The sequence below is a fragment of the Microcoleus anatoxicus genome (assembly GCF_042465725.1).
GTDB lineage: Bacteria > Cyanobacteriota > Cyanobacteriia > Cyanobacteriales > Microcoleaceae > Microcoleus > Microcoleus anatoxicus.
In genome coordinates this window covers 2,324,590-2,340,694 of record NZ_CP120853.1, presented here as the reverse complement: position 1 = coordinate 2,340,694, position 16,105 = coordinate 2,324,590, and the positions used below count along the sequence as shown (strand labels likewise).

Genomic DNA, 16,105 nt, shown 5'->3' with positions numbered 1-16,105 from the left:
AAAGAAAAACCATGAATCTACTTCCCGGTTACAAAATCACAGAAGTTGTTCAACTTGGTGTCAAATCGATTATTTATCGCGCTGTCAGAGAATCAGATGGAGCCTTAGTCATCATTAAAACACTAAATAGCGACTATCCCACCATCGAAGAAATCACCCGTTTGAAACATGAATACCAAATTAGCTCAAATCTCAACATAGAAGGAATTATCAAACCCCATAGCTTAGAAAAATATAAAAACAGTTTCGCTCTCATCTTAGAAGACTGCGGCGGTGAATCTCTAAGACACCATCTGGCGGGGAAAAATATTAAATATAATAAATTTTTACCTCTAGCTATTCAACTGAGTCAAACTCTCGGCGAAGTACATAAAAACCACATTATTCATAAAGATATCAAACCCTCAAATATAATTGTTTTCCCAGACAGTATTCAAGTAAAAATCACAGATTTTAGCATGGCAACTCGCCTATCTAAAGAGGTTTATCAAAATAGTAATACCGCCGTCCTAGAAGGCACTCTAGCCTATATATCCCCAGAGCAAACCGGGAGAATGAACCGAGACCTCGATTACCGAACTGACTTGTATTCTCTAGGAGTCACATTTTATGAAATGTTGACAGGAAAATTACCCTTTAGCTCCACTGACCCCTTAGAATTAATTCACAGTCATATTGCCGTAACACCAGTTGCGCCGCATCAGCTAAACAAAGAAGTCCCCCTGGTGGTTTCATCCATTGTCATGAAACTATTAGCTAAAAATGCCGAAGACAGATATCAAAGTGCCTTGGGAGTAAAAGCCGACCTGGAAAATTGCCTAAATCAGCTACAAACTACAGGCAAAATAGACAACTTCATTCCAGGTACTCTGGATAAATCGGGTCAATTTTTGATTCCCCAAAAACTCTATGGACGCACCAAAGAAGTCGCTGATTTAATTGCTGCTTTCGATCGAGTTACCTTTGGAAAAACTGAAATGGTGCTGGTGAGCGGATACTCAGGCATTGGCAAAACCTCAGTTGTTAATGAAGTTCATAAACCAATTTTACGGCAGCGTGGTTATTTTATTGCTGGCAAATTTGACCAGTTTAAACGAGATATTCCCTATGCTGCACTGACTCAAGCCTTTGAGTCATTGATGCAGCAGTTATTAACAAAAAGCTCAGCAGATTTGGCAATTTGGAAAGAAAAATTGTTGTCAAAGCTAGGTCAAAACGGCGCAATTATTATTGAAGTTGTCCCTTCTGTCGAACTAATAATTGGTGCCCAGCCTACTGTACTCCAATTGGGTCCGACAGAATCTCAAAATCGTTTTAATCGATTGTTCAAAGAATTTCTGAATGTGTTTGCCCAAGCAGAACACCCCTTAGTTCTATTTCTCGATGATTTGCAGTGGGCAGATTTAGCTTCCTTAAAATTGCTTCAAGAGCTGGTAACAGACAGGGCTCTGCGACATTTTTTAGTGGTAGGAGCCTACCGAGATAACGAAGTCAATTTGACTCATCCTTTAGTTCAAACAGTTGAAAAAATTGAACAGTATGGTGCTGCGGTGCATCAGATTATCCTCCCATCTTTAGAGTTGAGCAGCGTCACTGAGTTATTACAAGATACTTTTGGTCAGACAACTGAAAATTTAAAGTTACTGGCAGAGTTGATTTTTAATAAAACTGGAGGAAATCCATTTTTTATCGCTCAACTGCTTTCAACTCTTCATTACGAAAAACTGTTAGCTTTTGATTTCAATATGGCTGCGTGGCAGTGGGATATCCTGGAAATTGAAGCCGCTGGCATTGTAGATTACAATGTCGTTGAATTAGTTGCTCGAAACATTCAAAAACTACCGGAGGAGACTCAGCAAGTATTAAAATTAGCTGCTTGTATGGGCAACCATTTTAGTTTAGAAAATTTGGCAATTGTTAGGGAAAAATCCCCCTCGGAAACGGCTGCTGATTTATGGGAGGCGCTGCAAGCTGGTTTAATTGTGCCCCTGAGTAATGCTTACAAAATTCCTCTGGTTGAGGAAATCAAATCTCAACGGGGAGGGGATGGGGGAGAATTGGGGATGCTCGATCGCTCTGAGGTAATGCAGGCTGAGAGTTCAATTGCTTACAGATTTTTGCACGATCGCGTCCAGCAAGCCACCTATTCTCTGATCCCTGACTCCCAGAAAAAACAAACCCACTTAAAAATCGGGTATCTGCTACTGCACAAGGAAAATGACACCCACGCACCATCTACCGCCCCTACGGTATCGGAAATAGCAGAAAATATCTTTGATATTGTCAACCAACTCAATATCGGAGTGGAATTTATCAGCGAGGGAGAACAGCGAAATCAACTAGCTAACTTTAATCTGATAGCTGGCAAAAAAGCTAAGAGTTCTGCCGCCTTTGAAGCAGCACTCAAATATTTTAATACAGGTATAGAACTGCTACCAGATTCAGCTTGGAAGACTCACTACGCTTTAATCATGGAACTCCATCTGGAAGCGCTAGAATTATCCTATATAAATACCGAGTTTGAGCTAGCGTTCCAGCTATCAGATGCAATCTTATCCCGCGCCCAAGATTTGCTAGAGAAAATTAAAATTTATGAATTAAAAGTCATTTTTTATTTTAATCAAAATCAACCCGAACTTTCGATTAATACAGCTCTAGAAGCGTTGAAAATGTTGGGAGTTTACATTCCTAAAAACCCTAATAAACTGAATGTAATTATGGAGCTATTTCGGACAAAACTAAGTTTGAGAAATAAAAATATTGAAGATTTAGTAAAACTACCAACAATGACTAACCCTAATACAATTGCGGCTATACGAATTTTAACAAATATGAGTCCGGCTGCGTTTATAGTAGCACCCAATACGTTCCCATTTATCGTCTTTAAAATCGTTACACTTTCTCTGAAATACGGGAATGCGCCTTTGTCTAGTTTTGGGTATGCAAACTATGGCGTGATCCAGTGTGGGGTGTTAGGTGATATGGATTCTGGATACCGATATGGTCAAATAGCTCAGGCACTTTTAGAAAGATTCCACACTAACTTACATGACGCTCAAATTTTACTAATTGTTAATGCCTTTATACGTCACTGGTCCGAACAGGTTAAGAAAAGTCTTATCGGTTTAATTGATGGTATTCAGAGTGGCATCGAAACCGGAGATGTGAATAATGCTTGTTATTGTGCGAGTTTTTACAGCAATTATATATTTTTGAGTGGGGAACCTCTGGATCTTGTGGAGAATAAGCAGAATCAATATATTCAAATGTTGGTCAATTATCAAAATGAATTTATGATTTATCAAGCTCTTGTTGGGGCGCAGCTTGTTTTAAATTTGCAAGGTCAAACAACTAATCCTTGCCTGTTAATGGGCGAAAGATTTAATGAAACAACTATGCTACCAGCCTTGATAGAAAGTAAAAACAATCTGGTAATATTTGTAGTATATTTAGCTAAATCCTGGCTGAATTATCTATTTAAAGATTATGTAAAATCTGCGGAAAATGCCATGACAGCTTCAAGTTATGCTGAGGCTGTTATGAGTATGATGTATGTTCCTATCCACAATTTTTACTATTCCTTATCGTTGTTAGCTTTGTATCCAATTGTTTCAAAAAATGAACAAAAAAAACATTTAAAAAAAGTGGTGGTGCTTCAGAAAAAAATGAAGCATTGGGCTGTGAATTCTCCGGGAAATTATCAGCATAAGTATGACTTAGTAGAAGCCGAAAAAGCGCGAGTATTGGGACAATCTGAAAAAGCTGCTCTGTATTACGATCGCGCTGTGAAAGGAGCGTCAGAGAATGAATACATCCACGAAGCAGCCCTAGCAAACGAACTAGCAGCAGAATTTTATCGGGCTGGCGATCGCCCCAAAGTGGCTGAGACTTATCTGATAGATGCTTACTACGGCTATCTTAATTGGGGAGCCACCGCCAAAGTCAAACATTTGGAGTCAGAGTATCCCATGTCTTTACCCCCTGCATCGGTGGTAAAATCTAGTGGCGATCGCACGATGGCTAGCACTAATTCTACTTCCAGCAGCAGCAGTCACAGCAGTTTATTAGATTTAACAACGGTATTGAAAGCATCTCAAGCCCTAGCTAGTGAAATTGTGCTGGACAAATTGTTAGCCAAATTAATAAAAATCGCGATGGAAAATGCGGGAGCACAAACAGGCTTTCTGTTGATACCAAGGGAAGGAAAATTGGTTGTCCAAGCAGCAGCATCGGTGCAGAATTCAGATATTAAAATTGAGGAATGTCCGACCTGCGACCCAGCGGCATTTTTGCCAATAACGGTAATTAATTATGTTGAAAGGACACACTCTGACGTGGTTTTAAGTGATGCTGCTAAGGAAGGTTTATTTACACATGACCCCTACATTCAAAGCCAGCAACTCAAATCTGTGCTTTGTACTCCCATCCTGAGTAAAAGCCAACTCACAGGCATTCTTTATTTAGAAAACAATTTAACTTCGGAAGCATTTTTTCCAGGTAGGCTGGAGATTTTAAAAATGCTTTCTTCCCAAGCCGCTATATCTATAGAAAATGCGGTACTTGTGGCTAATTTGTCGGCGGCTAAGCAAGAGTTGGAGGATTATTCGCAGACGCTAGAGGTGAAAGTAGAAGAACGTACCCAAGAATTAAAAGCTAAGGAAGCCAAGCTGCAAGAAGCTCAAAAACTGGCGCATTTGGGTAACTGGGAATTTGATTTAGCAGTGGAGAAATTCACTTGGTCTGAAGAAGTATTCCGAATTTTTGGTCTCGATACTCAACTACCTGAGCCGACTTTTTTAGAACACAAACAGCAGATTCATCCAGAGAGTATACAGTTTTGCTTAGAGCGAATAGATGAGATTATTCAATCAGGAAATCCCTGTGAGTTTGAGTTGAAAATTTTGCGTCCTGATGGAGATGTCAGATATATTTTTGTTAAGGCGCAAGCTATTTTTGATGGTGGTAAGGTAATTAAGTTATTTGGGACTGTACAGGACATTACCCAGCGCAAGTTAGCGGAAGATGCTTTGCGAGAGTCGGAGGCGCTGTTGAGAGAAAAAGCGTCGCAGTTGGAAGTTACTTTGTCGGAATTGCGATCGACTCAGAGCCAACTAATTCAAACGGAAAAAATGTCTTCTTTGGGGCAGTTAGTGGCGGGAGTTGCTCACGAAATTAATAATCCGATTAATTTTATTTATGGCAATGTAGTCCACGCTAGCGACTATAGCTCGGATTTGCTGGGATTAATTGAGCTTTACCAAGAGTCTTACCCAAATCCGACTCCTGAAATTGTTGCTAAAACAGAGGAAGTAGACTTGTTATTTATCCAAGAAGACTTGCCGAAAATGCTGCAATCAATGCAGGTTGGGGTTGAGCGGGTCCGCAATATTGTACTGTCGCTGCGGAATTTCTCAAGGCTGGATGAATCGGAAATGAAACCTGTGGATATTCACTCTGGGATTGAATCTACTCTGTTAATTTTGCAGCACAAGTTGAAAAAAAATGCAGATGGTTCTGGAGTTGAGATTATTAAAAAGTATGGTGAACTTCCCAAAGTAAGTTGTTATGCTTCAGGCTTAAATCAGGTGTTTATGAATATTTTGAGCAATGCAATTGATGCAGTAGAGTTGAGAGTTGGGAGACAGGAAAAAACCCAAAAACTAGAAAATATGTCACCGGAAATCTTTAAGCCAAAAATTAAGATTTGGACTGAAGTATCTGACAAAAACTGGGCGATAATTCATATTGCTGATAATGGCCCTGGGATGACAGAGGAAGTACGATCGCGCATATTTGACCCTTTCTTTACTACGAAAGCAGTAGGTAAAGGTACTGGCTTGGGGTTGAGTATCAGCTATCAGATTGTGGTTGAAAAACATGGCGGGAAGCTAATTTGTACTTCCGCACCAGGTGGAGGGACTGAGTTTGCGATCGAGATTCCGGTGCGACGGTGAGGTTTTTTTGGAGTCTCTAGCCTCACCCCTAGGGCGTGTTTTCAAACTACTCCTTAAGATTTAGATCCCCCTAAATCCCCCTTAAAAAGGGGGACTTAAAGACTCTTTCCCCCCCCTTTTTAAGGGGGGCTGGGGGGGATCTCCGGGGAGAGAAAACACGCCCTAGCCCCTGGGGGGGTCAGGGGGGGTTCCCCATTACCCATTAGCCTGTACCTCACCTAACTGAGAAAGGATATAGGGCATTACCAATTACCCATTACCAATTACCCATTACCAATTACCAATTACCTATATTTACATTATTCCTGTAATTCTTAAACATCCCGTTCTGTGCGTACCCATTTGGTTTGGCGTTTCAGCAGAAAACCCAGATACAAAGGGATTTTCCAGAGGATGTAAAAGGGTACGGATAACAGAGTGGAACCGGAAATATCGGCACGCCCAAATTTAGCCCAAGCCCCGACAATTGAAACTAGAATTAACAATCCTTGTATTGCTAACAAGATGGCTGGAAGTGGGGATGTTCCCAAGGTTGTTGCTAGTAATGAGGCTGCAAAAGCTGCTAGCCACAGGGCGACTAAAAGAGACAGGGGAGGGACTGATAAGTCGAGGGCGATCGCCAATAAGTCAAATCTTTTTTGCTGTAGGGATGCTGCTGCGAGGCGGGGGGTTTGGGTTAACAAAGTCTGTATGTGACCGTGTTCCCATCGGGTTCTTTGACTTGTGGCTGCTTGCTGCTGCTGGGGTAAACAACCGGTGACTCTGGCTGCGGGACAAAACATGGTTGGATGTCCGGCGATCGCCAAATCTAAACTCATCTGCATATCTTCAACAATATTACCACTGGCTAGGGAAACCGATCGAATTATCGACCAGGGAAAAGCCATGCCAGTTCCTGTTAGTAATGATGGGAATCCTAACTGTTTTAATCCGCTTGGTCTGACTAAGTTTTTGACTAGAAATGCTAAAGCAGAAATGGAGTCTTTGGGAGTAGGATTGGGTGGCTGTTCCATGAGATAAGTTGCTTGGACTGGCCGTTGGGAAGCAACTGCAACTCTGGCTAATGTCTCTAAGGCGTCTGGTTGACAGATACAGTCTGCGTCCACCATGATTACTACTTCTGGGGGGTCGGAGGCGATCGCCTGTAAGCCGAAATCTAGGGCGTATCCTTTGCCTTTGCGTTCCGTGTCTTGGCGTTCTAGCGCCGTTGCACCACATTTGCGGGCGATATTTGCTGTGGAGTCGGTACAGTTGTCTGCAATCACTAATAGGCGATCGTCCGGTGTTAATTGTGGCAATATTGTGGATATCGTGGCTGCAATGCCTGCTGCTTCGTTGTAAGCTGGAATTAAAACGGCTACTTTCGGACGGGGAGATTTAGTATCTGCGGTGGATTGACTAGCTGAAAATAAAGAGGCTGTGCATTCTAGAAATAGAACTGCAACGGGAATGAGAAGAATTAGCGCGATCGCCCATAACATGATATCAATAAATAGGAACACTAGCTGACTATTTTCCACGCTCTAGTACCTTATTTTAATTTGGCCAATCCTAGTCTAACCTAAAATTATCATACCGAGAAGCCCTACTTTTAGAAAAAGTCTGGCTTCTCGATTTATAGGTTTTCTGTTGTTAAAATCACAACTCATACCAATTTAATGTGAAGTTGCACATATCTCGATCCCCCTAAATCCCCCTTAAGAAGGGGGACTTTGATCGGAATCTTGTCCCCCCCTTATTAAGGGGGGCTAGGGGGGATCTAATTCTATGCAGCCTCATAAAAAATTGGTATCACTGAGTATTTTTGATGATGTTAGGCTGCATCACGGATGCGAACACCCTCATAATTGCTATTGGTTAATTGTGCCACTGGCATCAATTCTCTGACATATTTTGACACCGATCGCAAATACTGTACCTCCGATTCCCGATCTTCAAGTGCAGCCAAACTATTCACTAATTCATGAAATTCATCAGCGCTAATTCCCGATTTTTGCAACACTTCTGCATCAACTCTGCCGTAAATTCCTTGCAGCAGTAGTTCGATAATTTCGCTATAGCTATAGATGTCACTTCCGTAACATTGCAATTTCTTCGGATTGAGTCCCCACTGCAAAATTTTCAATAAATCGGGGGCGGCACTCCAGGCAAAAGAGGAAGCAATTATTTCTTTTTCTGCCGCCACCAGAACTTCTTTAATTTGTGATTCGGGGAAATCAGAAGCGTTGATAAAACTTTCCAAGTGAGACACTTGTCTATCAAACACCCGGAAAGAAAAAGGAGCCAACTCTGCACTCACGATATCGCCCGAATCGTCAATAATTCTAAAAGGGTCTTCCAGAACATTAATCAAGAGGTGAATTTCTGTAGGTTTGCTCCAGTCAAATTGTCCCATAAAAAATGGTTCTTCATAGCCTGGTAAAAGTCCTTGAAAATAAATCGGCAGATTTTTACCTGATTCCACAATTTTATAGAGAGCTACTTCCAAAGTTTCTGTGGGCCATCCGAGATTTCGCACCGTCAGAAATTTCAATTTGCCGGGAACGGATAAAACCAGTGCGTTCAGCAATAAATGAACTGCTTCCAAAACATTTTGAGCGGTGACGTAGCGGTGGGGAGCGTGAACGTTGACAATTTTTCCTTGCTCTACTTTCTTAGACATTTGTTCGCAAAACAAGCTGTTTTCCAGCATATGAGTAAAGCGAACCATCCCGTAGGTGACTTTTCCTGACTTAGCTGCTCTGGCAAATTGCCATTCAGCAAATTTTTTAGAAGCTGCGTAAACTTCCGTAGTAAAATACCGAGATGCTTTTCCCGTGGAAGAAAAAATGCACTGGTCCACACCGTATTCTTCCGAGAGTTGGATGACGTGCTTGGTTCCTAAAATACTGGTTGTCACTGTTTCTCGGATTTGAATTTCAGCTAGCCCTGGGGAGCGTTGAGCTGCTAGGTGAAAAACAATTTCTGGCTTGTGGACTTCAAATATCTGTTTAAGGGCTCCAAAGTTGCGAATGTCGGTAGCATAGAAGGTAACAGCACCTTCTTGTTGACAAAGGGAAAGAGTTTCTAAGGGGTTTTGACATCGGGCTTTGTCTACGGAAATGATTTGATTTGCGCCTAGGTCCAGGAGTTTTTCAATTAAGAAACGGCCGACGCATCCTTCGCCACCGGTGACGAGGATGGTTTTTCCTTGGATTTGGTTGGTGACTGCGGTGGCGTACAGGTGCACTTCGCGATCGCGCACGTCCTCAAAAGGTTCGCTTTCTAATTGTCCGTCTGCTTTGTAGGCCCAGATTAACTGTGCGGTCAAAGTTTGTAAAGCAGCTATAGTTTCAGGATCTTGCGGTTCCAAGGAGCCTGGGGGAACTAACTTTTGGATGCGATCGATTATTTCTGCTTTACTTGGACATTCCAATAATTCTGAGGGGTTAGAGGCACTCTTCACTTGTTTGGCTCCTTTGATTTTTCAAAATATACTCGTTGTAACTAACACTGATTTAACAGCCCAAATAACTCGGACTAAAAATACCTGTTTTTTTTTATCCACTGGTTAATAGAACTCCCTAAAAACCTGCTGCGACACAGATTATTCTGTTCATCCTGTTTGTAGCTTGACTAAGGGTTTTGGTTGACTGGTTAATTTGGGCATATTCTAAATTTAAAATCTTTATCAAAAAATATTATTATTACAATTGCCACTATTGTAAACTGAACTTCCTAGGTCTTGGCAATAGTCACAACACATCTTTATCATTTCTTTGCAATCATCTCAGGGTTTTTCCCTATTTTTAAAGTTTATGTAAAGCACGGTGTTTGTTAAAGAAATTTAATATTAAATTTCTTTAACATTTAGTAAAAAAGGGTAAAGTCCCATATACTCTTACCCTTCTGAGATGTGCTGCTACTTAGCACGAACGCCGCGTTCTTTTTTGCTACCTTTAAAGCCACGAGCATCCGCAGCATCATAGCCTCCTGTCCGCAAGCGACGGTCTAAATCGGTCGCTTCAGGAGAAGCTTTATTTGCTTCTTCTATCGTCACTATGCCCTCAATTACAAGGGTATAAAGAGCCTGATTGATAATCTGCATTCCTTCATAAGTATCAATTTCCATCAACCGGAAAGCCTCGTCATCAGCACCTTTCATTAAGTAATCGTGCATGGCAGGGGTATTCACCAAAATGTCGTGAACTGCGACCCGGCGATTGTCAACGGTTGGTAACAAAAGTTGAGCAATTACTGCTACCAACGAGTCGCAGATTTGAATCCGCATCGCCTGCTGTTCTTCTGGGGGATACATATTCAACAAGCGGTTGATAGCGTTAATGGCGCTGCGAGTGTGGAGAGTACCCAAGACTAAGTGACCTGTTTGAGCTGCTTGCAAAGCTGTATTGATGGTAATACGATCGCGCATTTCCCCAATCAGAATCACATCTGGATCTTCCCGCAACACAGCCCGCAACGCCTGCTGAAACTCGTGGGTGTGCAAGCCCACTTCCCGCTGGCTGACTAAACATTTCTTGGAAGGGTGAATGAATTCGATCGGGTCTTCAATGGTAACTACGTGTTTTTGCTCCATCTGGTTCAGGTGGTCGATCATCGCAGCCACGGTGGTCGATTTTCCCGAACCGGTCGGTCCGGTAACTAATATTAACCCTTGCGATCGCAGGATAATGCTTTTGAGAACTTCTGGCAATCTCATCGCGTCGATACTCGGTATTTGCAGATCGATCAAACGCAATACTATAGCACCGCCACTGAGGGAATCAAAACAGTTTACCCGACACCGCACGAAACCAGGATAGAAAATTGCTGCATCTAATTCTTTGCTATCTGCGAACTGTTTGCGCTGTTGGGGAGAAAGAATTTCTGCTAAGTAATGTTCAAAAATTTCTGGAGTTACTTTGACGTGGCTCATAGCTACTTGCATCGTGCCCCGAATCCGAAATCTTGGCACTTGACCGACTCGAATGTGAATGTCGGAAGCCCCAGCGGCATGGGCATCTCTGACCATTTGCTCGATCGTACTGAGGGGAACTTCTGGTTGTCGCGCGACTGCGGGAGCTGGAGGCGCAGGATGGACTGCTAAGGGTGGTGGCGGTGGCGGTGTGCGACGTGCTTGAGCCTCTGGTCGAACGGGTGTAGGATTATCTAATGGGTTCATTTTTTGGTCTCGATATGAATGTAGATTTTTTGCTAAAAAATGGCTGACTTCTAATCTAATCGCTAATATCTAATTCGCTGCTAAGTTATTAGAAGATTTTACAATTAGCTTGTGAGGACTTGGCGAGATTCCTCAGTGACTAGACCGAACTCAAAAAGTTGGTCAGTCAAGAGGCTAAATCCGATCTTCTTGCTAGTTTGATTGCGATTGATTAACCATTCCTCACCATTGAAAGTGCTATGAACATCGGTCTCAAAATTGCCAACTGGCTCGAAAGTCGCGCTGCAACACCGTCTTACGGTGCTTGGGTGCTGATCGGGTTGACTGTTTTCTTTTTTGGCTCTGCTACTAATACAATGGCTGGGTGGCTTTACGTACTCAGCGGTGGGAGTTTGGCGCTGTTGGGAATAGCGGCTTTTTTATCGACGAGATCGCTCCGTGCTTTGGAAGTCCGCCGTCGCGCGATCGAACCTGTGAGTGTGGGGGATAAAATGACGATCGAACTAGAAATCGAAAATTGCTCCGACCAACCTCAAACCCTGTTGCAAGTCATAGATGTCTTGCCCTTTGTACTCGCAGAGCCAGTAGTTCGCCCCATTGAGGCGATCGCACCCAAAAGTATTTACATGGATACATACTATCTGGAAGCGCAGCAGCGGGGTGTCTATCGCTGGTTAGAGGTCTACTTGAGGACAGCAGCACCTTTGGGGTTGTTTTGGTGTCGGCGCAGTCGCCCGGTGGCGACGAAGGCGGTGGTTTATCCCCAGGTTTTACCCTTGAGCACTTGTCCTTTGATCGATCGCATCGGTCAAGAAGATAGTCCGCAATTGTACGATCGTAGTCGATCGCAAAATGCTACAGAAGGACTCACCCGTAACCTCAGACCCTACCGACACGGAGACCCCACCAGACTGATTCACTGGCGTACCAGCGCCCGCCACGGGGAATTGCGGGTGCGGGAGTTGGAAGTTGCAGCCGGTGGTCAAGAAATTATGATTGCTCTCGACAGCGGTGCCACCTGGGAACCAAAGGAATTTGAACGAGCCGTGACAGTCGCTGCGTCCCTTTACTTCTATGCTAGCAAGCGCTTGTTAAACGTCAAACTTTGGACAACCGGAACTGGAATCGTATCGGGGAACCGGGTAGTTTTGGAAACTTTAGCAGCAGTTAATGCAGCGGAAGATGTTGTGCAAAACAGACCTAAACTGCCGCTAATTTGGCTGACTCAAAATTCTGCAAGTTTAAGCACTCTTACCCAAGGTAGTCGTTGGGTACTCTGGCCCAGACCTAGTACGGAAATCGGCGAAAAAATATTAGTAAAAAATGATTTTCCTGGTCTCGAAATTCGGTCCGATCGACCTTTACAAATCCAGTTACAATCACCTTTAGAAAGAGCGATGAATTATTAATCCTCATCCGCCATCTCTTCGGGTACCTCTTCGGGTACCTCTTCGGGTACTGTATCCAGCCGGACTCGCCGGATCGGCAGATTCGCAATCAACGATGTCGCCCGCTGGTCGCTGGCTAGGGAAAACTCTGACTCGCTAGTATCAATTTCCACATAACGCGACACCACCTCTAGAATTTCTCGGCGCATCGCCTCAACCATTTCTGGACTGAGTTCTGAGCGATCGTGGGCTAGAACCAGTTTCAGGCGGCGTTTGACCTCATCGCGGCTGTTATCAGACGTGCGCGGGAAAAGTCGTTCGAGGAGTGTATATATCATGATTGGTACTCATTTGTCAAGGGTGATGCCTAGAAAAAGTTAACTTTGGGAACATCTAGACGATGGTGCTAGATTCAGTCCCTATGGATGAAAGTCGATCGCCCCTAGCGGCCCCAGATTAAATAATCTTAGTATTGAAGAATTTGCGGAGGCGACTAAAAAAGGTTTCGGGACGAGGATTGAGATCGAGAAAATCAACTTTTTCCCCTTCCAAGCGACGAGCAATATTGTCGAAAGCGGTTCCAGCCAAAGAAGCTGTTTCTGACAAAACTAATGGTTCTCCTCGGTTGGTGGAAACAATGACGCGCTCATCGTCAGGGACTACGCCCAGCAACGGAATGGCGAGGATTTCCCGCACGTCTTGTACCGACATCATATCATTGGCGAGTACCATTGCCGGTCTGATCCGGTTCACGATCAGGTTGATTTTCTTGACATTATTAGCTTCCAGCAAACCGATAACTCGATCGGCATCTCTGACAGCAGCGATTTCTGGAGTAGTAACAATCACACCTTCTTGAGCCGGGGCGATCGCATTTTGAAAACCCTGTTCAATGCCCGCAGGAGAATCAATTAAAATATAATCATATTTTGTCCCCAACATCCCCACAAGTTGCTTCATTTGCTCGGCACTAATGGCATCTTTCATGCGAGTTTGGGCCGCCGGCAACAACACCAAACGTGGCTGACGCTTATCTTTCACCAAAGCTTGCTCTAAGCGACACTCTCCTGCAAGCACTTCCAGTGCAGTATAAACAATGCGATTTTCTAAGCCCAGCAGCAAGTCTAAGTTTCTGAGCCCAAAATCGGCATCAATCACCGCAACGCTGCGCCCCCGCTTAGCTAAAGCCATGCCAAGATTAGCTGTGGAGGTGGTTTTGCCAACTCCGCCTTTCCCTGATGTAACAACAATAATGCGAGCCATAAGCGATTTGAGATTTGAGATTTTAGATTTATTGATTGGGGATGGGGCATTGGGCATGGACATGGGGCATTGGGCATTAGGCATTGGTAACAACTAACCAATAACCAATAACAACTAACCAATAACCACTAACCAATAACCACTAACCAATAACCACTAACCCATTAACAGGGATTTGTCAAAATCAGCAGCCCTCCCAATCCTAATCCCTTTATCTGTCACGTAGGCGACTTCCGGGAAAAACTGAGCCGGTGAAGCTTCTGGACCTCTGGCAACATACTTAGCAATCCTAATCACCATCGGTTCCATCTGCAAGGTCATAATCACACTTTTAGTATTGCCGCCAGCACCAGCATGAACAATCCCCCGCAAACGCCCCCAAACTAGGATATCGCCCCCGGCGATGACTGAACCACCTGGATTCACATCTCCCAAAAGTACGACGGTACCCGGATGGCGAATTTCTACGCCCGATCGCACCGTCATCTGCAAATATAAAGGTTCCGCCAGGGATTGCGGTTTTTCCGTGGGTACTTTATTCAACGATGAAACAGGAGGCTGCTGTTCTACACAATAGCCGACAGTGGCGGCGGCAACCGCAGTTTGACGACGGCTGGTGTGGACTCGTTTGAGTTGAAGTTCCACTTCCGATAGGGCTTCGGCGATTTCTTGCAGTTGGCGAATATCCAAAAGTCGATCGCTCGCCATCAATTGTACTTCGGCATTCGCCTGCCAAAAGCGTTCTCCCGCATTCAGCCTCACCTTTAACTGTTGCCAAATTTCAGTCCAACTAGAGGCGGAGACTGTGGGTGTTTCACTGGTGTTAGTTTCTGAGGGTAACAGCAGCAGTAGCTGTCCATCTTCAGTTTTGAGACGGACTTGCATATCGAGGCTGACTTCATGTGTCCCTTGAGAGTCGGGGGCGGAAGTGGCTCCGGGAAAGGCATCGGGTATCATGGGAACGGGTCTGAGTTCGGGTAGGGACAAGTTACGATCAATCTTAGCTCGATCGGTCATTAGTCATTAGTTAGTGGTTATTTGTTATTGGTTATTGGTTATTGGTTGTTGGTGATTGGTGATTGGTGATTGGTGATTGGTTATTTGTTGCCAATAGCTAATCACTCCGCCCAATGGCTAATCCCGGATCATCGCCCAATTCCCCATTCCCAATTCCCCATCCCCCATCCCCCATCCCCCATTCCCCATTCCCCATTCCCTATTCCCAATTCCCTATTCCCAATTCCCAATTCCCCATTCCCCATTCCCAATTCCCAATTAAATCTATGCAGCAAATAGAACGTTATCGTGGTAGTCTTCTCGGTTTAGCGATTGGTGATGCTCTAGGAACAACTTTAGAGTTCACTCGCCCAGGAACTTTTACACCTATTAATGACATGATTGGTGGTGGCCCCTTTCGACTACAACCGGGAGAGTGGACTGATGATACTTCCATGGCACTTTGTTTGGCTGAAAGTTTGATTGAAAAACAAGGTTTCGATCCCATCCATCAATTAGAAACTTATTTGCGGTGGTGGGGATATGGACATTTGAGCAGCAATGGTAAATGTTTTGATATTGGTAATACGGTGCGACAAGCACTTCTGAATTTTAAAGCTACAAGAAAACCTGAATGCGGTTCTACCGATGCTCATACTGCTGGAAATGGTTCGATTATGCGTTTGGCTCCCGTGCCTTTGTTTTATGCTAAAAATCCTTTGGAAGTCATAGAAAAATCAGCAGCAAGTTCTCGAACTACTCACAGTGCTACTACTTGTGTGGATGCTTGTCGCTATTTTGGTAATTTAATTGCCTCGGCGGTGAATGGTGTTGCTAAAGATGTGTTGCTTTCAGAAAGATACTGTCCGATTTCTGGATATTGGGAAGCTCACCCGCTAGTGGCAGAGATTGATGAAATTGCGGCGGGTTCTTTTAAGCGACGACAACCTCCTGAAATTAAAGGTACGGGTTATGTTGTCAAGTCTTTGGAGGCGGCGCTTTGGGCATTTTACAACAGTGATTCTTTTGCTCAAGGATGCTTGTTAGCTGTGAATTTGGGTGATGATGCTGATACGACTGGTGCGGTTTACGGACAGTTGGCTGGGGCTTTTTATGGTGAAGGTGGCCTCCCGGAAAAATGGCGATCGCAATTAGTCCATCGTAATTTAATTGCAGATTTTGGCGATCGCCTTTTGACCCCTTATACCAATTTAATATGATGTTGGATATATATCTCAATCTCCCTCGCATCCCCCGTGCGAGGGGGACTTCCATCCCAATCTTGTTCCCCCCTTATTAAGGGGGGCTAGGGGGGATCGAATTCTATGCAGCTTCATAAAAAA

The 16,105-nt window shown here is 43.9% G+C and carries 10 protein-coding genes; 3 read left to right on the top strand and 7 right to left on the bottom strand.

Features of this window, described 5'->3' with window-relative positions:
* Positions 1-11: 11 nt before the first annotated feature.
* A complete protein-coding gene (locus P2A85_RS10150; protein WP_377479324.1) occupies positions 12-5,954 on the top strand; it encodes an AAA family ATPase in 5,943 nt (1,980 codons plus the stop codon).
* Positions 5,955-6,268: 314 nt separating this feature from the next.
* On the opposite strand, the gene P2A85_RS10145 is transcribed toward P2A85_RS10150, so the two are convergent.
* The 3 genes from P2A85_RS10145 to P2A85_RS10135 all read right to left on the bottom strand — a co-directional run bounded on the left by P2A85_RS10145 (position 6,269) and on the right by P2A85_RS10135 (position 11,115).
* Positions 6,269-7,474, bottom strand: a complete 1,206-nt coding sequence (locus P2A85_RS10145) for a glycosyltransferase family 2 protein (protein ID WP_377479321.1) — start codon at positions 7,472-7,474, stop codon at positions 6,269-6,271.
* A gap of 293 nt (positions 7,475-7,767) precedes the next feature.
* Positions 7,768-9,399, bottom strand: a complete 1,632-nt coding sequence (locus tag P2A85_RS10140) for a polysaccharide biosynthesis protein (protein ID WP_377479318.1) — start codon at positions 9,397-9,399, stop codon at positions 7,768-7,770.
* Positions 9,400-9,855: 456 nt separating this feature from the next.
* Positions 9,856-11,115 carry a type IV pilus twitching motility protein PilT gene (locus tag P2A85_RS10135; RefSeq protein ID WP_377479314.1) on the bottom strand — a complete coding sequence of 420 codons (1,260 nt, stop codon included), beginning with the start codon at positions 11,113-11,115 and terminating at the stop codon, positions 9,856-9,858.
* Between the two features lie 239 nt (positions 11,116-11,354).
* Here P2A85_RS10135 and P2A85_RS10130 point away from each other — a divergent pair, with 239 nt between their 5' ends.
* Complete coding sequence (locus P2A85_RS10130) at positions 11,355-12,524, top strand: DUF58 domain-containing protein (RefSeq protein WP_377479311.1); 1,170 nt, start codon at positions 11,355-11,357, stop codon at positions 12,522-12,524.
* Here P2A85_RS10130 and minE read toward each other — a convergent pair.
* The 4 genes from minE to P2A85_RS10110 all read right to left on the bottom strand — a co-directional run bounded on the left by minE (position 12,521) and on the right by P2A85_RS10110 (position 15,058).
* Complete coding sequence (gene minE, locus P2A85_RS10125) at positions 12,521-12,841, bottom strand: cell division topological specificity factor MinE (RefSeq protein WP_377479308.1); 321 nt, start codon at positions 12,839-12,841, stop codon at positions 12,521-12,523. The two genes, P2A85_RS10130 and minE, sit on opposite strands and share 4 nt — an antisense overlap.
* 118 nt (positions 12,842-12,959) lie before the next feature.
* Complete coding sequence (minD, locus tag P2A85_RS10120; RefSeq protein WP_377479305.1) at positions 12,960-13,766, bottom strand: septum site-determining protein MinD; 807 nt, start codon at positions 13,764-13,766, stop codon at positions 12,960-12,962.
* 156 nt (positions 13,767-13,922) lie between these two features.
* Positions 13,923-14,723: a septum site-determining protein MinC gene (gene minC / locus P2A85_RS10115; RefSeq protein ID WP_377481410.1), complete on the bottom strand. Its 801-nt coding sequence runs from the start codon at positions 14,721-14,723 to the stop codon at positions 13,923-13,925.
* 188 nt (positions 14,724-14,911) lie between these two features.
* Positions 14,912-15,058 (bottom strand): hypothetical protein, encoded by a 147-nt coding sequence (locus P2A85_RS10110; protein WP_377479302.1) that lies wholly within the window; start codon positions 15,056-15,058, stop codon positions 14,912-14,914.
* On the opposite strand from P2A85_RS10110, the gene P2A85_RS10105 reads away from it, so the two are divergent.
* The gene (locus P2A85_RS10105; RefSeq protein WP_377479299.1) at positions 15,050-15,982 is read left to right on the top strand and encodes an ADP-ribosylglycohydrolase family protein; all 933 of its coding nucleotides are present in this window, start codon (positions 15,050-15,052) and stop codon (positions 15,980-15,982) included. The two genes, P2A85_RS10110 and P2A85_RS10105, sit on opposite strands and share 9 nt — an antisense overlap.
* Positions 15,983-16,105 lie beyond the last annotated feature (123 nt).

Coding starts and splice junctions, on each gene's coding strand:
- P2A85_RS10135 (WP_377479314.1), bottom strand. CDS start 11,115: ATGAACCCATTAGATAATCCTACACCCGTTCGACCAGAGGCTCAAGCA.
- P2A85_RS10130 (WP_377479311.1), top strand. CDS start 11,355: ATGAACATCGGTCTCAAAATTGCCAACTGGCTCGAAAGTCGCGCTGCA.
- minD (WP_377479305.1), bottom strand. CDS start 13,766: ATGGCTCGCATTATTGTTGTTACATCAGGGAAAGGCGGAGTTGGCAAA.
- minE (WP_377479308.1), bottom strand. CDS start 12,841: ATGATATATACACTCCTCGAACGACTTTTCCCGCGCACGTCTGATAAC.
- P2A85_RS10150 (WP_377479324.1), top strand. CDS start 12: ATGAATCTACTTCCCGGTTACAAAATCACAGAAGTTGTTCAACTTGGT.
- P2A85_RS10105 (WP_377479299.1), top strand. CDS start 15,050: ATGCAGCAAATAGAACGTTATCGTGGTAGTCTTCTCGGTTTAGCGATT.
- minC (WP_377481410.1), bottom strand. CDS start 14,723: ATGATACCCGATGCCTTTCCCGGAGCCACTTCCGCCCCCGACTCTCAA.